Below are 19,585 nucleotides of genomic sequence, written 5' to 3' on the forward strand. Positions count from 1 at the left end.
CGACTTGGCCTCGCATTTATGCGTCTGCTGACGACCTCCTCCTTAAAAACAACGATGCAACACAGGCGTCCACATTGATGGGCGCCAGTCTTTTTACGATTCAAGGATAGCCTATTATGACTACGGGAACTGTGAAGTGGTTTAATCCGGACAAAGGATACGGCTTCATACAGCCAGACGACGGCGGCAAGGACGTGTTCGTTCACATCAGCGCCGTGGAGCAATCAGGGTTGCGCCATCTGCAGGAAGGCCAGAAGATCAATTACGAAGTGATTGCCGACAAGCGGACCGGCAAATCTTCGGCGGGCAATCTTCGCGCGGCCTAAGGCACGACGACCCCCCATGCACATGAGCCCTGGCGGCAAAGCCGGGGCTTTTTTTTGCGTTTTTTCTTAGACTCTTCTTGCGTTTTGTCCACGGACGTGCGGGACGCCTTTAGCGGAATCGACTTGCTCCTTAACTCTTTGTTCGACGCATGATCTATCCAAGAAACCGGCGCCTTTTTGGGATCATGCTCTAAATTCCCGCCGCGCCGGCCGGCGCAATGATGCAGGGACGCGGGGCTCGCGGCGCTTCCTCCTCGATTGCATAGGCTTTGACGATCGTTTGCGCCGCGGCGGCGGCCGACTCAGGGTCCGCCGCGTGGATCAGGCAGAGAGGCGCGCCGCTCTCGACGAAGGCTCCTTTTCCCATGATCTCGCTAAGGCCAACGCTCGGATCAATTTTTCCATCCGCCGCGCGCCGCCCGCCGCCGAGGCTCACAACGCAAAGGCCAAGCGCTCGCGCATCGATTTTCGAGACATAGCCGCTCCGGGGAGCAGGGACGGGCGCGACGGTCCCGGCGCGGGAAAAATGGCGCTCCGGCCGCTCAAGAAGATCAGCTGGCCCCCCCAGCGCCGCCGCCATGCGGGCGAAACGCTCCGCCGCGGCGCCGCTTGACAGCGCCGCTTGCACGGATCGCTCGGCTTCCAATGGACTCAGGGCCTTTTTCGCGAGGAGAAGCATCTCGGCGCCGAGATGCAAGACGACCTCGCGCAAACGCAGACCGATTTTTTTCCCGGTCAGAAAGTCGATCGCCACGGCCACTTCGAGCGCATTGCCGGCCGACGAAGCCAAAGGCTCGTCCATGTCAGTGATCACCGCGCGCACCGCCAAACCGGCCCGCCCCCCGACCGAAACGATCGAATCCGCCAGCGCTTGCGCTTCGGCATGGGAGGGAAGGAATGCCCCGGAGCCGACCTTGACATCCATGACCAGCGCATCGAGCCCGGCGGCCAGCTTCTTGGACAGAATCGAAGCGGTGATGAGCGGGATCGACTCCACGGTGCCGGTCACGTCGCGGATGGCGTAAAGCTTCTTGTCGGCGGGAGCGAGATCTTCCGTCTGTCCAACGATGGCGCAGCCGCAGCGCCGCACGACGTCGATGAAGCGATCCTTGCCGGGCTGCGTGCTGTAGCCGGGGATCGATTCAAGCTTGTCGATCGTGCCGCCGGTGTGGCCAAGGCCCCGCCCGGCGATCATCGGGACGTAGACCCCGCAGGCGGCGACTGCCGGCGCCAGGATGAGGCTCACGACATCGCCGACGCCCCCGGTCGAATGTTTGTCCACAGCCGGTCCGGGCAGATCCGCTGCACGCCAATCGATCATGTCGCCCGAGCGCGCCATGGCTCGGGTCAAGGCTGCGCATTCGTCAATGTCCATGCCGCGAAGGCAGATCGCCATCGCCAGCGCCGCGGCTTGCGCGTCGCTGATGCGGCCATGCGTCAATCCAGCAATGAAAGCAGCGATTTCATCCTCGCGCAGCGCGGCGCCGTCGCGCTTCTTGCGAATGATTTCCTGCGGCAAAATCACGCCCGCGGCCCTGGCTGAAATCCCACCGGGCTCATGGCGCATGCGCTTTGGCGATGCCGGGACCAAAGGCCTGGGGCAGAAGCTCGGCTAGGGTGAAGCTGGCGCGAACGCCATTAGGTCCAGCGACATGGATCATGGCGTCGTCGCTGGCGAATTCGCGAACTCTTTGGCGGCAGGCGCCGCAAGGCGTGACCAGGGCTTCTCCCTCGCCCAGAATGAGAATTTCGGCGATCCGCCGCTCCCCCGCGGCGACCATCGCGGAAATCGCGCCGGCCTCGGCGCAGGCCCCGACCGGATAGGCGGCGTTTTCGACATTGGCGCCGGCAAAGATCGCGCCCGACGGCGTGCGGATCGCCGCGCCCACGGAAAACCCCGAATAAGGAGCATAGGCATTGGCCCGCGCCGCCGCCGCCGCGCCAAAAAGCCTCTCGATTTCGCCCATGAGCCGCCTTCCGCGCCAAACATCCGGGCGGCAAGCCGCCGCCGCTTGACGATCGAACCTCTTACTGGACCGAACCGCCGCTCCCGGCCTTGGCCAGGATCCGGCTGGAAGGTTTGCCCGCCGTCTCGGCGAGGACGTCCTCGGGCGGCGGGGTTTCTTCGAGCGCCGGTCCGGCGACGCCGCTCGCCATGCGAATGATAGCCGCTCCAATTTCATTGATGTTCTGGCGCAAAATCGCATTTTCCTCGCGTTCCGAAGCGGCCGGCGCGGAAAATCCAAGGCGCAGCGCCGCCAATTCCCGCGTGAGGCTGTCGCAATTGGCGCGCGAGGCTTCAAGCGCGGCATGGGCGGCGGCTTCCGCGACGCGGAGCCGCTCGACCTTTTCGAGCAGCCTGCGCTCGACGGCGCGCGTCGTTTCGATTTGCTGCTTGCGGCGCCAATGCAAGTCCATTTCCCGGTGCTCGGCGGCCTTGAGCGCCTGCTCGCGGTCCGCCAACTTCGTCGCCGTCGCCTTGAGCGTCGCCAAATCGGCGTCATGTTCGAGCCGCATCGACTGGATCTGTTGTTCGAGGCGGGCGACCGTCGCAGTTTCCGCCACGAGTTTTTTCTGCTGGTCCGCGATGTCGCTCTCCAAAGCAGACATGGCTGTGCGCCGATCGTCGGCCAGCGCTTGCAACGCCCGGAACTCGCTCCACAGAGCGATAAGCTGCGCGTCCCTGCGCTCGAAGAGTCCATGCGCGCCATGGAGCGCCGTTTCCGTCGCGGCGCGTTCAGCCGAGGCTTCCGCCAAGGTGCGCCGCAGCGCCGCGAGTTCTGCGTCCTGTTCGCTCTTTCTCTGGCCGAGCGCAGCGATTTCCGCCTGCTGCGCGACGATCGCCGCAGCCCGCCGCCCGATTTCACTGAGATCCTTGGCGTGGGTCTCGTTGAGGGATTGGGCCTTTTGTTCGAGCCGCCGGCGCTCCACTGCAAATTCCGCCCGAATGAGATCGCGATCGGCGAGGATCTCCCGGGCGGACAGCGGGATCTGCATTTCGATCCGCCGCGTCGTCAGCCGGAGGGCGCGATGCCAAAACGCCGGCGCGATCGCCAGGGCAATCAGCCCTGCGATCAAAAATCCGAGCGCGAATATCATCGCCTGTTCGATCACGCCGCCAAGCCCAATCTGGAACGAAGCATCATCTCCAAAAAGCCATCGCCTGTTTCGGAGAGAATTGATGCTGAGTCAAAAAACGCCGCGCTTGATTGCATCAGCCGGCCGACGCAAACAGCTTAAGAACGCCAAATTATGACATTCCCCGCCAATAGAATCAAAACAAACAGCATGGGAGTGAAAATATTTCACCCTAGGGGGTCTTCCCGATCAGACAGAATCGCTTGATCTCGCCGGGCTCACTCGGATTCCAAGAATTTGAAGATCTCCGAATTGAATAAGTCGATCGCTTCTTAAGGAACATGCTCAAAATTCAGGTTTCGACGCCAATTTCAGCGCAGGATCGTGTCGATTCGGCGCGCTCCCCAGCGCCGCGCTGTTCTGCGCTCGGACCTCAGATCTTAGGCCTCAGATCTTGGGCGAAAGCACCGAGTCGACCACGTGAATGACGCCATTCTTCTGATTGACGTCGGGGATCGTCACGATCGCCTTGCCGCCCCTGGCGTCGATGACTTCGAGCTTGCGGCCGTTCTGCTCGACGGTCAGATCCTCCCCTTCAATAGTCGTGAACACAGCCTTGCCGCCGGCCTTCTTGACCGCCGCTACAAAATCGGCCACGGAATATTTGCCGGGCACGACGTGATAGGAAAGGACGCCCGTCAGGGCGGCCTTGTTCTCCGGCTTCAGGAGATTGTCGAGCATCCCTTTCGGCAGCTTTTCAAACGCTTTGTTCACTGGAGCGAAAACCGTGAACGGGCCGGCGCCTTGCAAAGTGTCGACGAGATCGGCCGCCTTCAGCGCCGCCGCCAGAATCGTGTGGTCCTTCGAATTAACCGCGTTTTCGACGATGGTCTTCGATGGATACATCGGCGCGCCGCCGACCTCGACGCTCATTTCCAGACCGGGCGCCAAAAGTTGCGGCGCCCGGTCTTGGGGCGCGGCCGCGTCTTCGGCGATGGCTACCCCGGCGAGCGCGGCCAAGCTTCCGGCGGCTAAAGCTGCGATGCGAATAAATCTCATGGACAGCTCTCGCTCTTTGTCTTGTCGCGCGTCCCTAATGCGAACCGGCATCCGCTTTGCTCGAAAATGCGTCCGCGCCGGCGAGCGCGGCATGGCCCACGCGCGGCAGCATCGCCAAGCCAATGGCGAACGCCATAAGGGCGACAATGAAGACAACGCGCAAGACCTGTCCCAGCGAATTGCCCTTGGCCCGCCTGCGCAGGGATTCCTCACCAAAGACGGCGGCTCTTGTCATCTGCGCGAAACTCATCGCTGCGCTCCTTCTGCTGGCTGTGAGGAGACGAGGCGCAAAGCCATCGCGCGCCGGCGTCTCGTCGGTCGGCGAAGGACTAGAGGCGAAGGGTTTCCGAATTGTTAACCATAAGCGCCCGGCTTCCGGTCCGATGCGCCAGCGCAAGTTTGGCGCAAGCTCGGCGCTCTCCCGCGAAAGCTCGGCGCAAGTTTGGCCCTTCGCTGCGCGTCCATGACGCTGACAATTACGCCAGCCTCTGGTATGCAAAATGCTTCGTCGTCAATAATCCTGACCAATAGCCGGGTGGGTCTCGAACAGGAGCGCAAGCGATTGCAGCAAAGCCGGTGCTTCGATGAAATGACCGTGGCGGACGGCGCGATCCGCGCGGTCTATGGCAAGATCGCCCGCTGGCTCGCGGCGACTCCGGCCGAAACGCTGGCCTCCCGCCGGTCGCAAGCCGAACTCCTGTTTCGCCGCATCGGCATTACTTTCGCGGTCTATGGCGAGAAAGACGCGGGCGAGCGCCTGATCCCCTTCGACATCATTCCGCGCGTGATGCTGCGTTCGGAATGGTCCCGAATCGAGGCCGGCCTCGTGCAACGGGTCAAGGCGCTCAACCTGTTCCTCGCCGATATTTACGGCGGCCAGGACATCATCAGAAGCGGGAAAATCCCGGCGGACCTTATTTTGCGCAATCCGCAATTCCGGCCGCAAATGGCGGGACGGCGAATCCCGCATGATATTTACGTCCATATCGCCGGGATCGATATCGTCCGCACTGGCGAAGACGATTTCTACGTGCTGGAAGACAATGTCCGCACGCCCTCCGGCGTCTCCTATATGCTGGAAAATCGCGAGGTCATGATGCGCCTCGTTCCGGATCTTTTCGCGGAGCATCGCGTCGCCCCGGTCGAGAATTATCCGGACGCGCTGCTCGCCTCCTTGCGCTCGGTCGCCCCAATCGCCGCCGCCGAGGAGCCGACGATCGCGCTGCTGACGCCCGGCCGGTTCAACTCCGCCTATTACGAACATTCCTTCCTCGCCGATAAGCTTGGCGTTGAACTGGTCGAAGGCCGCGATCTCCTCGTCAACGACGACAGGGTCTATATGCGCACGACGCAGGGGGCCAAGCAGGTCGACGTGCTCTACCGCCGCATCGACGACGACTTCCTCGATCCGGAGACGTTCCGGCCAGATTCGATCCTCGGCGTCCCCGGCCTGATGCGCGCCTATCTTGCCGGCAATGTCACTCTCGCCAACGCCGTCGGGGCGGGAGTCGCCGACGACAAGGCAATTTACACCTACATGCCCGAGATCATTGAATTCTACCTCGGCGAAAAGGCGATTTTGAAAAATGTCCCGACCTGGCGCTGCCGGGAGCCGGCGTCGCTCCGCTATGCGCTCGACAATCTCGCTGAGCTCGTCGTCAAGGAGGTCAATGGCTCCGGCGGCTATGGGATGCTCGTCGGGCCGCATGCCACAAAAGCGGAACGCGAGGTTTTCGCGGCCAAGCTTGCCCATGATCCGGATAATTTCATCGCCCAGCCAACGCTCGCCCTATCCACCGCGCCGACTTTCTTCGACGCCGGCATCGCGCCCCGCCACGTCGATTTGCGGCCCTTCGTTCTCACCGGCGCGAATGGCGTGCGCGTCGTGCCCGGCGGTTTGACGCGAGTCGCCTTGATCGAGAATTCGCTCGTCGTCAATTCCAGCCAAGGCGGCGGCACCAAGGATACCTGGATCGTCGACGATGCGATTTTCGACGAAGCGGCTCCCTGGCAAAGCCAGCTCCAAAACCAGGCCGGATGATTTGCCGAAGCCAAGGGCGCTTGGCGCGCTTTCGTGACAGCGGAACAGAAACATGCGCGAAGTTCCCGCTTTATGTCTTAGTCTGGCCCGGAAGCGGGTTCCGCTTCGCTTGAAAATGAACTAGAAGCAAAGCGATGCTTTCCCGTACAGCCGACCATTTATTCTGGCTTGCGCGCTACGTGGAGCGCGCCGATTTCCTTGCCCGCATTGTAGAGGCGACGCAAAGGCTCGCCGCATTGCCGATGAGCTATTCGGGAACCGGCACCGAATGGGAAAGCGCTCTTGAATCCTCTGGCGCCGCCGACGGGTTCCACGCGACCCGCGCCGCCGCCGAAGAGGCCAGCGTCGTCGAATATCTCACCTTCGCGCCCGATAACCCTTCATCGATCCGCAATTGCATCGAATTCGCCCGCGCCAATGCGCGCGCGGTGCGCACCGCCTTGACGGTCGAGATTTGGGAAGCGATCAACAGCGCCTGGATCGAACTCAAGCGGTATGAAAACAGCAATATCGCGCGCGGCCGCTATGACCGCGAGGAACTGTCGCGCTTCCTCGAATTGGTGAAGAAGACCTCTCTCGATTATGACGGCTCGACCGATCGGACCATGTTGCGCAACGACGCCTATTGGTTCTCGCGCCTCGGCCTCTATATCGAGCGGGCGGACAACACCGCGCGCATTCTCGACGTGAAATACCATGTGCTTTTGCCCATGGACGAAGCGGTCGGAGGATCGCTCGACTATTTCCAATGGACAGCGATTTTGCGCGCCGTCTCCGCGCTCACCGCCTATCATTGGGTATATCGCGAAAACATCAAGCCATGGCTGATCGCCGACCTCCTGATCCTCAAGATGGAAATGCCGCGATCCCTGATCGCCTGCTACGACAATATCGTCCGTTTCCTCGATGCGATCGCCAAGGCCTATGGCCGCCCGGGGGCGTCACAACAGCAGGCCCACGAGGTCATGACCAAGCTCGAAAGCGCGACGACGAAGGAAATTTTCCGGATTGGGCTGCACGAATTCATCACCGACTTCGTCGAAGACAATGATCGTTTGGGCCGGACCATCACCGAGCAATATTTGCTGTATTAAATCATGCGCCCAAAATTCGCGGAATTTTGGATGAGATCATGACTTGAAAAGACCAAAAAGCCCGATCGATTGACGCTGCGCCTCTTGCGCTTTGTTGTGGCTTCGTCGGAGCGGACGCCCGCCGAGGTCTCGAGGGCGATCCTCGCCGCCCCAGCTTTCGAGCCCCGTTTGCCCGCCGCGGCCCGGCTCGGGCTTGCCCCTTGCGCAGGGCGCCCGAATTCCCTATATTGCAGTTTCATCCTTCTCATAACGTTTGTCTCAGTGAGACCATCGCTATATGGAGAGTGGGCCCTGCCGGACCCGCTCTTTTTTATTGCCTTCGAAGCATGGTTTCATGCGTCTTGAAGGCAAGAGCGAACCGGCCGAGGCCGGGAGGGATGGAAATCGATTAGATTGGGATCGGCCAAGTTTGGATAAAGACAGCAAGGTCTTGGAGCAGGAAACGCAAAATCTCGTCGATGAACCTCGTTTCGTCGAAGAGACTGGCGTGGCCGCCCGGGTCGCGCATATCGCCCAACCGGTTCTTGCCGGACTCGGCTATCGGCTGGTGCGGGTGAAACTTTCGGCGCAGGCGGGGATGACCGTGCAGATCATGGCCGAGCGGCCGGACGGGTCGATGAATGTCAATGATTGCGAGGCCGTGAGCGCAGCTCTTTCCCCGGTCCTCGACGTCGAGGACCCTGTGAAACAGGCCTATCGGCTTGAGATTTCCTCGCCCGGGATCGACCGCCCCCTGGTGCGCCGTTCTGATTTTCGCCGCGCTGTGGGGCAGGAGGCGCGCATCGAATTGAGCCACGGCGTCGATGGACGCAAGCGCTTCCGCGGCTTCATCGGCTTACTTGAAGGCGAGGGCGCCGCCGCGATCGTGAGGTTCGAGCGCAACGACGCCAAGCCCGGCGAAACCGCGGATGTCGCGCTGCCCTTGCGCGACATCGCCGAGGCAAAGCTCGTCTTGACCGAAGCCCTCATCCGGCAATCGCTGCGCGCGGCGAAGGCCGCGCTCGACGAGGATCGCGGGCTGGAAAGCCAAGAAGACGAAGGCGATCTCGGCGGCCTTTCCGGCGGCTCCGGCGAGGCCGAACCGCCGCCGCGCGGCCCCGGCCGGTTCAAAGCGCGGAACATGGCCAAGGCCAAACCCGTTTTGCCGGCGGGAGTGAAGACCGAATTCAAGCAGTCGAAATTGAAGAAAACGCCGGACGGCAAGCCGGGACGGCCGCAGGGGCCCGCATCGCGCGGTCCGCTTCGCCCGTCGCCGAAATAGGAGAGACAGAATGGCAGTCAGCGCCAACAGGCTCGAACTTTTGCAGATTGCCGATGCGGTCGCGCGGGAGAAGTCGATCGACCGGCAGATCGTCCTCACCTCGATGGAGGACGCCATCCAGAAAGCGGCGCGCTCCCGCTACGGTCAGGAAACCGAAGTCCGCGCCGAGATCAATCCGAAAACCGGCGAAATCCGGTTTTCACGGCTGCTTCTCGTTGTCGACGAGATCGACAATGACGCCATCCAGATCACCGTCGCCGAGGCGCGCAAAAAAAACCCGGCGGCCCAGGTCGGCGACTGGATCGCCGAAACCTTGCCGCCGTTCGATTTCGGCCGGATCGCCGCGCAGTCGGCGAAGCAGGTCATCGTTCAAAAAGTCCGCGAAGCCGAGCGCGACCGGCAATATCAAGAATATAAGGACAGGATCGGCGACATCGTCAACGGCGTCGTCAAGCGCGTCGAATATGGCAATGTGATCATCGATCTTGGCCGCGGCGAGGCGACCATCCGCCGCGACGAGATGATCCCGCGCGAGGTTTTCCGCCCCGGCGACCGCGCCCGGGCCTATGTCTACGACGTCCGCCGCGAGCAACGCGGACCGCAGATTTTCCTCTCGCGCACGCATCCGCAGTTCATGGCCAAGCTGTTCCGCCAGGAAGTGCCGGAAATCTACGACAATGTCATCGAGGTGAAGTCGGTCGCGCGCGATCCCGGCTCGCGGGCCAAGATCGCGGTGGTTTCGCGCGATGCGTCGATCGATCCGGTCGGCGCCTGCGTCGGCATGCGCGGCTCGCGGGTGCAGGCGGTCGTCAATGAATTGCAGGGCGAAAAGATCGACATCATCCCCTGGTCGCCGGACGCCGCGACTTTCATCGTCAACGCCCTGCAGCCGGCCGAGGTCGTCAAGGTCGTGCTCGACGAGGATTCCGCGCGGATCGAAGTCGTCGTCCCCGACGATCAATTGTCTTTGGCGATCGGGCGGCGCGGCCAGAACGTGCGGCTCGCCTCGCAGCTCACTGGCTGGGACATCGATATCCTGACCGAGGCCGAGGAATCGGAGCGCCGCCAAAAGGAATTCGTCGAACGCACGAATATCTTCATGAAAGCGCTCGACGTCGATGAAGTCGTCGGCCAATTGCTCGCCTCCGAAGGATTCCGGTCGGTCGAGGAACTGGCGTTCGTAGAGACGGGCGAACTTGCGACGATTGAAGGGTTCGACGAGGACACGGCCGCCGAAATCCAGGCCCGCGCGCATGATTACCTCGCCAAACTCGAAGCCGAGCAGGACGCCCGGCGCATTGAACTTGGCGTTTCCGACGAACTCCGGGAAGTCGCCGGCGTAACGACGGCGATGCTTGTCAAATTCGGCGAAAACGACGTCAAGAGCGTCGAGGATCTCGCCGGCTGCGCCACCGACGATCTCATCGGCTGGAGCGAGCGCAAGGACGGCGAGACGATCAAGCACGCCGGCATTCTCGACGGATTCGAGATTTCGCGCGAGGAGGCGGAGACTCTCATCATGACTGCTCGCGTCAAGGCGGGCTGGATCGACGCCCTGCCGGAGCCGGAGCCGGCGGCGGAGGAAGCCTTCACCGACGAGACCGGGCAATAGGAGGACTCCATGCTGGCGAAGGCCGAGCGCGGCGATGCGGAAGCTGGCCCCGAGCGAACCTGCATCGTCACGCGGACGAAAGGCGCGCCCGAGGACATGATTCGTTTTGTCGTCGGGCCGGGCGCCGTCGTGGTTCCGGACATCCGGCGCAAGTTGCCGGGGCGCGGGGTTTGGGTGACGGCCAGCGCGGATCGGGTCAACGAGGCGGTGAAGCGGCAGGCTTTCGCGCGGGGGTTCAAGACCAAGGTCACCGCCTCGGCGGCCCTCGCAGCCGAGACCGAGGCCCTTTTGGCGCAAGATTGCTTGCAGGCCCTTTCGATCGCCAATAAGGCCGGACAAGTCGTCACCGGGTTCGGTAAAGTCGAGGAAACGATCGCCGCGGGGGCGGTCGCCGGCCTTGTTCATGCGTCTGGATGCGGCGCCGACGGCGTCCGCAAGCTCGGACAAAGCTTGCGGCGCCGTTTCGGGAGCGAGTCCGCCAGGCCAAGAATCGAACTCTTCGAATCCGGCCAATTGGATTTGGCATTGGGGCGGGCAAATGTGATACATGCTGCTCTGATCGCCGGCCCAGCGAGCGAAGCGTTCCTTGGGCGATGCCGCAGATTGGCGCTCTACCGGTCAGCGCCGCCCGTGGCGGGAGCGTCGAATCCGTCCGATTTGGAACAGGACGGAAATTGAGGCTGGAGCTTTTTCGTGTTTTCGTGGAAACACGAAAAAGCTCCAGGAATTTTAGATAGGCGCATTTTCGGTCGCGAACCGGCGGCGGCTTCGCCTGAAAAAGCGCATTCGGGCCGGACCTCCGCGTTCCGGCGTGACGAAATTTGAATGGGCGCGAGCCCTGGGAACGCAAGACTGATGAGTGAAACCAAGAACCCCGGTGACCATACGCTGACTGTCGCTCCGACCAAGACGCTGTCCTTGAAGCGCCCGGTCGAAGCTGGCGTCGTGCGCCAGAGCTTTTCGCATGGGCGCACGAAAGCGGTCGTCGTCGAGAAGGTGAAGCGCCGCGCGGTCGTGGTTGGCGAGCCCCATCCCCATGCGCGCGAGGCCGCCGCCGCGCCCGAACCGGCGGCGCCGGCTCCCGCGCCCCAGCCGCGTCCGCAGCCCAAGGTCGCCCGCCCGCCAGCCGCTCCGCCGCGTTCGGCGTCCGGCGTCATCCTGCGTTCGCTGACGGAAGAAGAGCGCGAAGCCCGTTCCCGCGCCCTCTCTGGCGCGCATGAGCGCGAGGTGGAAGACCGCAAGCGCGCCGAGATCGAGGCCAAAGCGCGCGAAGAGCGGGAAGCCCGCGAACGCGAAGAGCGCGCGGCGGCCGAGGCCCGCAAGCAGGAGGAGGAGGCGCGGCGCACGCAGGAGGCGGAAGCCAAGCGCCGCTCCGAGCAGGAGGCCAAGCGCCGGCTGGCCGGCGGCGAACCCGCGCCCGCGCCAGCCCCATCGGCCGCGCGCAAAGCGCCGGGCGCGGTCGTCGCTCCATCGCCGGCCAACGCCTCGCCCAGCGCTCCGGTCGGCCTTACTCCGGCAGCGCGGCCCGCGACCGCGGAGGAAGAGGAAGCCAAGCGCATTGTTCGCCGTCCCGGCATGCCGACGAAGGTCATCGTCGCCCGCCCGGTCCGACCCGCGGAGCAAAAGAGCCGCGGTCGCCTGACGGTCGCCAACGTCACCGGCGAAGAGGATGAACGCACCCGCTCGATCGCGGCTTTCCGCCGGCGGACGCAAAGGCTCAAGGGTCATGTCAGCGAGGTCAAGGAAAAGCTCGCCCGCGAGGTGATCCTGCCCGAAACGATCACGATCCAGGAACTCGCCAACCGCATGTCGGAGCGCGGCGTCGATGTCATCAAGCTCTTGATGAAACAAGGCCAAATGGCGAAGATCACCGATGTGATCGACGCCGACACCGCGCAGCTCATCGCCGAGGAGCTGGGCCATACGGTCAAGCGCGTCGCCGAGTCTGATGTCGAGGAAGGCCTGTTCGACACTCCGGACGACCACGGCCATCTCCTGCCGCGCCCGGCGGTGGTGACGATCATGGGCCATGTCGATCATGGCAAGACCTCGCTGCTCGATGCGATCCGCCACGCCAATGTCGTTTCGGGCGAAGCTGGCGGCATCACCCAGCATATCGGCGCCTATCAGATCGTCGCTCCCAATGGCGCGCCGGTCACTTTCATCGACACGCCCGGCCACGCCGCCTTCACCGCGATGCGCGCCCGCGGCGCCAAGGTGACCGACATCGTCGTGCTGGTCGTCGCCGCCGATGACGGCGTCATGCCGCAAACCGCCGAGGCGATCGCCCATGCGCGCGCCGGTCATGTTCCGATCATCGTGGCCATCAACAAGATCGACAAGCCGGACGCCAAGCCGGAGCGCGTGCGCAGCGAATTGCTGCAATACGAGGTTCAGGTGGAGTCCCTCGGCGGCGACACGCTTGAGGTCGAGGTTTCAGCGACGAAGAACATAAACCTCGACCGGCTGCTCGATCTGATCGCATTGCAGGCCGAGTTGCTCGACCTCAAGGCGAATCCGTCGCGTCCGGCGGAAGGCACCGTCATCGAGGCGCGGCTCGACAAAGGCCGCGGCCCGGTCGCAACCGTGCTGGTGCAGCGCGGCACCTTGCGGGTCGGCGACCTCATCGTCGGCGGTTCGCAATGGGGCCGGGTTCGCGCCCTGCTCGACGACCAAGGCGAGAACCGGCAGGAGGCCGGCCCCTCGATGCCGGTCGAAGTGCTCGGCTTTTCCGGCTCGCCCGAGGCGGGCGATCGCGTCGCCGTGGTGGAGAGCGAAGCGCGGGCCAGGGAAATCACCGAATATCGCGAGCGGCAGAAACGGGAAAAGGCCGCCGCCCGCGGCAGCCTGGCGCGCGGGTCGCTCGCCGACATGATGAGCCAGTTGAAGACGGCGGGCCGCAAGGAATTTCCGCTCGTCATCAAAGGCGATGTGCAGGGCTCGGTCGAGGCGATCATCGCGACGCTCGAAAAGCTCAATACCGAGGAGGTCGCCGCCCGCGTCATTCACGCCGGCGTCGGCGGCATCACCGAGTCGGACGTCACCTTGGCGGAAGCTTCGGGGGCTGCCCTGATCGGCTTCAACGTGCGCGCCCACAAGGAAGCGCGCGCTCTTGCCGAGCAATCGGGTCTTGAGATCCGCTATTACAACATCATCTATAATCTCGTGGATGATGTGAAGGCGGCGATGTCGGGCCTTCTCGCGCCGACCTTGCGCGAAGAAATGCTCGGCAATGCGGAGATCCTCGAAGTCTTCAATATTTCGAAGGTCGGAAAGGTTGCCGGCTGCCGGGTCACCGACGGAACGGTGCAGCGCGGCGCCAATGTGCGGCTCATCCGCGACAATGTCGTCGTGCACGAAGGCAAGCTATCGACGCTCAAGCGCTTCAAGGACGAGGTCAAGGAAGTGGTCGCCGGCCAGGAATGCGGCATGGCTTTCGAGAACTACCAGGACATGCGCCAGGGCGATGTCATCGAATGCTACACCGTGCAGGAGATCAAGCGCTCGCTGTAAGGCGGGCGCTGCGGCCCCGGCGTTTCACGACACAACGCGAGAGAAAGAAGCAATCCGCGCTATCGAGCGGTCGATTGCTATTTAGGGTGACATAAAACCCAAGATATCAGCGCCGCGAAGGCGCCGGAGTTCTTCATGTCTAGAGTCCATCAACAGGGCGGCCAGCCGTCGCAACGGATGCTGCGCGTCGGCGAACTTGTCCGCCACGCGATGTCCGAGCTCTTAACCCGCTCGACGATCAACGATCCTGTCCTCGACGGCCAGGTCGTCACGGTTCCCGACGTCCGCATGAGCCCCGATCTCAAGCTCGCGACGGTCTATGTCATGCCGCTCGGCGGCAAGAATGTCAGCGACGTCCTGGCTGCGCTCGACCGGCACAAGAAAGTTCTGCGCGGCGAGATCGCCCGCCGGGTCAATCTCAAATTCGCGCCCGACGTCCGCTTCAAGCCCGATCCCAGCTTCGAATATGGCGCGAAGATCGACGCCCTGCTCGATTCGCCCGCTGTGAAGCGCGATCTGGACAAAGAGTCGGATCACGTGGAATGAATGCGCCGGCGTCCAAACGAACCGAAGTCAATGGCTGGGTCGTGCTCGACAAGCCGGTCGGGATGACCTCGACCCATGCCGTCTCGCGGCTCAAGCGCATTTTCAACGCCAAGAAGGCCGGCCATGCGGGCACGCTCGACCCGCTCGCCTCGGGCATTTTGCCGATCGCTTTCGGCGAGGCGACCAAGACCGTGCCATTCGTCCAGGACGGCGAAAAGGCCTATCGCTTCACGGTGCGCTGGGGCGCCGAGACCGACACCGACGATTCCGACGGCAAGGTCACGGCGCAATCCGACATTCGCCCGGCGCAAGCGGCAATCCTTGATCAGCTGCCGCAGTTCATCGGGACCATCCAGCAAAAGCCGCCGGCCTTTTCCGCCATCAAAATCAACGGCGAGCGCGCCTATGACCTCGCCCGCGACGGCGAGACTCCCGATCTCGCCTTCCGTCCGGTGACGATCCACAGCCTCGATCTCGTGCATGCGGGCCCGGACGAAGCGATCTTCGAGGCGCGCTGCGGCAAGGGCACCTATGTCCGCGCGATCGCGCGCGACCTCGGCCGGCTGCTCGGCTGCTTCGGTCATGTCACGGCCTTGCGCCGGACCCGCGTCGGGCCCTTCGTCGAGGCCGACGCCGTCGCCTTAGCCGATCTCGCGGAGGGTCCGATCGAGGCTCGAACCTTGCGCCGGGTCGAGGCCGGGCTCATGGAAATGCCGCGCGTCGTGGTCGATCGCGACGCCGCGGCAAAATTGCGGCGCGGCCAATCCGTGCTGTTGCGAGGCCAGGACGCGCCGCTGGACGGCTCCGCCTATGCCGCCTGCGGCGGCGTGGTGATCGCCGTCGGCGCGGTGGAAAAAGGCGAACTGGTCCCCGGCCGCGTCTTCAACCTGCCCTTTTAATCCCGCGCCGGCTCGGCACGTTTGAGGCAAGCAAGACCTCGTATTCCTTGCGCTCTCCGATCAAATCTCGGCGCAGGAAACGGCGATGGCAGCGATCAAATGCGAATTGGAGTCCGCGGCGAGACAGGACGCGAGCGCGTCCGCTTCGCCTGTTTTGGATTTACTGCGGCTCGCCCTCGAATATTTTCGCGCGGGCCGAATCGATGAAGCCTCGGACATCTATGCGCAGGTCCTTGCTGACGAGCCCGATCATTTCCTCTGCCTGCATCATCTTGGCCTGATCGCGCATCGGCGCGGCGACCTTGAGAGCGCGGAAAGATTGATCGCCCGAGCCGTCGCCGTCAAACCCGATTATGTCGAGGCGCTCTCGAACCTTAGCGCAATCTATCGGGCCCTGGGCAAGACCGATGGCGCCCTCTCCGCGGCGCGGCGGGCGATCGCGCTGGAGCCGGCTTTCGCGCACGCCCACTCCAATCTCGGCAATGCGCTCGAGGATCAAGGCCTTCTAAACGACGCCTTGGCGGCTTACCGGCGGGCGGCTTCGCTCAATCCAAGCTTTGTCGAGGCGCATTCGAACACGGCCAATATTTTGCGCAAACTCGGACGCCGCGAAGAGGCGATCGCGGCCTGCGAGGGCATCATCGCTCAAAGGCCCGATGCGGCCGAGCCCTATTTCAGCCTCGGCAATATTCTGAAGGAGCTCCATCAGCCTGGACAGGCGATTCTGGCCTATCGGCGAGCGATTGCGCTGCGGCCGAATTTCGCCGAGGTCTACGCCAATCTCGGCAACGTTCTGCAAGGCGAGAAAGCCTTTGAGGAAGCGGTCGAGGCCTATCGAGAGGCTCTGGCCTTGAATCCGTCGCTCTCCGAAGCCCATGCCAATATGGGCGCCGCGCTCGAAAACCTCGGCCGGCTGGGCGAAGCGATTGCGTCCTATGCAACCGCCGTCAAACTCAATCCGAAACTTGTCGCGGTGCGGGTCTGGCTGCATCATAAGCGGCGCCTCATCTGCGATTGGGATGGCGTCGAAGCCGACGAAGCCGAGTTGCGCGCCCTGATGGAGTTTGCGCCCGAGCCGGCGCATCCTTTTCCGACGCTCAGCATGGCGACGACGCCGGCCGAGCAGTTGCGCATCGCCCGCCAATACGCCGCGGGATTCCCGGTTGCTGACCGGGATTTTCGCTCCCGCCAAGGAGACCGCACGCGCAAGCTGCGGATCGGCTATCTCTCCGCCGATTTCCGCCGCCATGCGACGGCGATGCTCATGGTCGAACTAATCGAGCGCCACGATTCCTCCCGGTTCGAGGTCGCCGCCTATTCGCATGGCCCCGATGACCACAGCGAGTTGGGAACGCGCTTGCGCAGGGCGTTCCACCGCTTCGTCGACCTTCAGGAAATGAGCGATGAAGAAGCCGCCGAGCGCATCCATGCCGATCGAATCGATATTCTCATCGAATTGAAAGGCTACACCAAGGATGCTCGCACGGGGATTTCGGCGCGAAGGCCAGCGCCGGTGCAAGTCAGCTTCATCGGATTTCCGGCGACCATGGGGGCTGGCTTCATCGACTATGTGCTCGCCGATCCCTTCGTGCTGCCAATGGATCAGCAAGCCGCCTTCTGCGAAAAGATCGTGCACCTGCCCCATTGCTACCAGCCCAACGACAGCCAAAGGCTGATTTCCGACGCGACGCCGACGCGCGCGCAATGCGGCCTTCCCGACCAAGGCTTCGTCTTCTGCTCTTTCAACAATACCTACAAAATCACGCCTGAATTTTTCGACATCTGGATGCGTCTTCTACACGCGGTTCCAGGCAGCATCGTCTGGCTTCTCGACGCCAATGATCTCGTCAAAGCCAATCTCCGCAAGGAAGCGGCCAAGCGCGGCGTGGATCCGGATCGCCTCGCGTTCGCGCCAAAGCAGGCCTCGCCCGAGCATCTCGCTCGGCACCGGCTGGCTGACCTTTTCCTTGATACATTGCCCTATAACGCGCATACGACCGCGAGCGACGCTTTGTGGGCCGGACTTCCGGTGCTGACTTGCGCGGGCGAGACTTTCGCGGGCCGGGTCGCCGGCAGCCTCCTCCATGCGGTCGGCCTGCCGGAACTCGTCGCCTCTTCGACCCGCGACTACGAGGCCATGGCCTTGCGGCTCGCGCGCGAACCCGGCCTGCTGCAAGGTTTGCGGCACAGGCTTCTCGGCAATCGACTGACGGCCCCCTTGTTCGACAGCGCTGGCTATGCGGGAAGCTTCGAGGCGGCGCTGACGCAGATGTGGGAAATTTTCGCGAAGGGCGGCGAGCCGCGCGGCTTCGCGGTTTCGCCTTCGCTGCTTCCGAACCCGCCGGTCGAGGGCCCAGCTCCCCTACAAAGGCTGGCCTATCTCGCCTGCCCGCTTTGTGAAGGCGAGGATGCGCCCCTTGTGATCAGCGCCGATTGCTCGAGACATGCGCTCTACCAGCCGCGGATTCCGGCAATGATGAACTGGCGCGAATGCCGCGACTGCGGCCATGTTTTCACCGACGGCTATTTCGACGCGCCCGCCGCCGCCGTCGTCTTCGCCAAGACGCATCCCAATCAGACGGTCGGCTACGACATGGAGCGGCAGCGGCCGGTTTCGGCGAAGATCGTCGCGCGCGTTGCCCGCCACGCGCCGAGTGGGAGCTGGCTGGATGTCGGGTTCGGCAATGGCTCGCTGCTCTTCACGGCCGAGGAATGGGGCTATGCGCCGGTCGGACTGGATCTCCGCAAGGACAATGTCGACGCCATGAACCTGCTCGGCTTCGAGGCCTATTGTCTGCCGATCGAGGAGCTTGCTCACGACGCCCGCTACAGCGTCGTCAGCATGGCCGATGTGCTTGAACACCTGCCCTTCCCGAAAGCCGGGCTCGTCGCCGCCCGCTGGCTGCTGCGCCCCGGCGGCGCTCTTTTTCTCTCGATGCCGAACATGGACAACATGGTCTGGCGGCTATTGCACGCCAATAACGTCAATCCCTATTGGGGCGAAATCGAGCACTACCACAATTTCACCCGCAAGCGGCTCTACGCCTTGCTGGAGGAGCACGGGTTCCAGCCGGTCGAGTATCATGTCAGCGAACGCTACCGCGTCTGCATGGAAGTGATCGCCGTCAAGCGGGACTGAGCAATCCTTCGTCCGCTGGGAAAGGCGCTGCATCGAGGGTTCTACCCGCCAAAGCCCTATGGTATGGAGGAATGGTCGCGGAGGACTGGCGCAGGCCAGCCCATTTTTCGATGGATCACGGGCCAAGGAGACAAGGTTGGGATTTATCGTTCGGCTGCTGTTAGGGATCGGCGCGGCGATTACAGGCTTGTTCGTGGCCGAGGACGCGCCCAATTTCGGCGTGGTGCAAGGAATGGTCACGATAGGCGTGCTGGCGGCGATTGTTTTCGTCGTCGCGCTATGGCCAAAGCGCTGGACTTAAAGCATTTTCGAGTGAAGCGACCGCCGGTTCGCGTAAAAAATGCGGATCCGCAAGCATTCGAAAGCCGCGGGCTCGGCGCAAGGCGCTCGATCCGGCGCAACCTTTCTGGCCCATGCTGGGTCCATCCAACGGCCTCATTCGCGGCGCCTTGCGCGCCGCCCCCCCTTCGTCTATGCCGCAGCCTTCGCCGGATCAATTTTTGGGCCGCCATTTGTCCGCCACCGAAAAACCCGTCTCCATCATTATGGGTAGCGAATCGGATTGGGAGACGATGCGGCACGCCGCCGCGCTCCTCGACGAACTCGGGATCGGCTATATTACCTTGATCATTTCGGCGCATCGCACGCCCGATCGGCTTTTCGCCTTCGCCAAGGGCGCCAAGGCCGCAGGGGCAAAAATCATCATCGCCGGGGCGGGCGGAGCGGCCCATTTGCCAGGGATGACGGCCGCGCTGACGGAACTTCCGGTGCTCGGCGTGCCGATCGAAACCAAGGCTCTGCACGGGCAGGATTCACTTTACTCCATCGTTCAAATGCCTGCCGGCGTTCCGGTGGGAACCCTAGCGATCGGCAAGCCTGGCGCGATCAACGCCGCGCTGCTCGCGGCGGCGGTCCTCGCCTTGGCCGACCCCGCAATCGAAGCGCGGCTGTCCGCCTGGCGCGCGGCCCAAACCGAAGCAGTCGCCAAACGTCCCTCGAGCGAGGATTGACCGCGCC

17 protein-coding genes are annotated in these 19,585 nt (G+C 63.2%); 12 read left to right on the forward strand and 5 right to left on the reverse strand.

Annotated elements, in window-relative coordinates:
• Positions 1-116: 116 nt before the first annotated feature.
• Entirely contained in the window at positions 117-326 is a 210-nt protein-coding gene (locus DL86_RS04990; RefSeq protein WP_012590813.1) for a cold-shock protein, read from the forward strand.
• A 190-nt stretch (positions 327-516) separates the two neighbouring features.
• On the opposite strand, the gene deoA is transcribed toward DL86_RS04990, so the two are convergent.
• The 5 genes from deoA to DL86_RS19665 form a co-directional block, all read right to left on the reverse strand.
• Positions 517-1,848 (reverse strand): thymidine phosphorylase, encoded by a 1,332-nt coding sequence (gene deoA, locus DL86_RS04995; RefSeq protein ID WP_036259120.1) that lies wholly within the window; start codon positions 1,846-1,848, stop codon positions 517-519.
• Positions 1,849-1,882: 34 nt separating this feature from the next.
• A complete protein-coding gene (gene cdd, locus DL86_RS05000) occupies positions 1,883-2,293 on the reverse strand; it encodes a cytidine deaminase (protein WP_036258871.1) in 411 nt (136 codons plus the stop codon).
• A 61-nt stretch (positions 2,294-2,354) separates the two neighbouring features.
• Positions 2,355-3,425, reverse strand: coding sequence for a coiled-coil domain-containing protein (locus tag DL86_RS05005; RefSeq protein ID WP_156964480.1), 1,071 nt, complete (start codon positions 3,423-3,425; stop codon positions 2,355-2,357).
• Positions 3,426-3,851: 426 nt separating this feature from the next.
• Positions 3,852-4,463, reverse strand: coding sequence for a fasciclin domain-containing protein (locus DL86_RS05010; protein WP_084572727.1), 612 nt, complete (start codon positions 4,461-4,463; stop codon positions 3,852-3,854).
• Between the two features lie 34 nt (positions 4,464-4,497).
• Positions 4,498-4,713 carry a hypothetical protein gene (locus DL86_RS19665; protein ID WP_156964481.1) on the reverse strand — a complete coding sequence of 72 codons (216 nt, stop codon included), beginning with the start codon at positions 4,711-4,713 and terminating at the stop codon, positions 4,498-4,500.
• Positions 4,714-5,052: 339 nt separating this feature from the next.
• On the opposite strand from DL86_RS19665, the gene DL86_RS05020 reads away from it, so the two are divergent.
• The 11 genes from DL86_RS05020 to purE all read left to right on the forward strand — a co-directional run bounded on the left by DL86_RS05020 (position 5,053) and on the right by purE (position 19,578).
• A complete protein-coding gene (locus tag DL86_RS05020) occupies positions 5,053-6,504 on the forward strand; it encodes a circularly permuted type 2 ATP-grasp protein (RefSeq protein ID WP_051952762.1) in 1,452 nt (483 codons plus the stop codon).
• Positions 6,505-6,638: 134 nt separating this feature from the next.
• Positions 6,639-7,598 (forward strand): alpha-E domain-containing protein, encoded by a 960-nt coding sequence (locus tag DL86_RS05025; protein ID WP_036258877.1) that lies wholly within the window; start codon positions 6,639-6,641, stop codon positions 7,596-7,598.
• A gap of 409 nt (positions 7,599-8,007) precedes the next feature.
• Positions 8,008-8,859 (forward strand): ribosome maturation factor RimP, encoded by an 852-nt coding sequence (gene rimP / locus DL86_RS05035; RefSeq protein ID WP_245276244.1) that lies wholly within the window; start codon positions 8,008-8,010, stop codon positions 8,857-8,859.
• Between the two features lie 10 nt (positions 8,860-8,869).
• Positions 8,870-10,471 (forward strand): transcription termination factor NusA, encoded by a 1,602-nt coding sequence (nusA, locus tag DL86_RS05040; protein WP_036258882.1) that lies wholly within the window; start codon positions 8,870-8,872, stop codon positions 10,469-10,471.
• A gap of 9 nt (positions 10,472-10,480) precedes the next feature.
• Positions 10,481-11,149 (forward strand): RNA-binding protein, encoded by a 669-nt coding sequence (locus tag DL86_RS05045; protein WP_036258884.1) that lies wholly within the window; start codon positions 10,481-10,483, stop codon positions 11,147-11,149.
• A gap of 177 nt (positions 11,150-11,326) precedes the next feature.
• Positions 11,327-13,984 carry a translation initiation factor IF-2 gene (gene infB / locus DL86_RS05050; RefSeq protein WP_036258887.1) on the forward strand — a complete coding sequence of 886 codons (2,658 nt, stop codon included), beginning with the start codon at positions 11,327-11,329 and terminating at the stop codon, positions 13,982-13,984.
• A gap of 135 nt (positions 13,985-14,119) precedes the next feature.
• Entirely contained in the window at positions 14,120-14,530 is a 411-nt protein-coding gene (gene rbfA, locus DL86_RS05055; RefSeq protein ID WP_084572713.1) for a 30S ribosome-binding factor RbfA, read from the forward strand.
• On the forward strand, positions 14,527-15,429 hold the full coding sequence (gene truB, locus DL86_RS05060; RefSeq protein ID WP_036258891.1) for a tRNA pseudouridine(55) synthase TruB: 903 nt from the start codon (positions 14,527-14,529) through the stop codon (positions 15,427-15,429). The genes rbfA and truB overlap by 4 nt, the downstream gene beginning before the upstream one ends.
• A gap of 85 nt (positions 15,430-15,514) precedes the next feature.
• Positions 15,515-18,568 carry an O-linked N-acetylglucosamine transferase family protein gene (locus tag DL86_RS05065; protein WP_036258892.1) on the forward strand — a complete coding sequence of 1,018 codons (3,054 nt, stop codon included), beginning with the start codon at positions 15,515-15,517 and terminating at the stop codon, positions 18,566-18,568.
• A gap of 136 nt (positions 18,569-18,704) precedes the next feature.
• Complete coding sequence (locus DL86_RS20260; RefSeq protein WP_202899164.1) at positions 18,705-18,869, forward strand: hypothetical protein; 165 nt, start codon at positions 18,705-18,707, stop codon at positions 18,867-18,869.
• A 172-nt stretch (positions 18,870-19,041) separates the two neighbouring features.
• Positions 19,042-19,578, forward strand: coding sequence for a 5-(carboxyamino)imidazole ribonucleotide mutase (gene purE / locus DL86_RS05075; protein WP_051952764.1), 537 nt, complete (start codon positions 19,042-19,044; stop codon positions 19,576-19,578).
• Positions 19,579-19,585 lie beyond the last annotated feature (7 nt).

Source organism: Methylocapsa aurea, assembly GCF_000746085.1.
Taxonomy (GTDB): domain Bacteria; phylum Pseudomonadota; class Alphaproteobacteria; order Rhizobiales; family Beijerinckiaceae; genus Methylocapsa; species Methylocapsa aurea.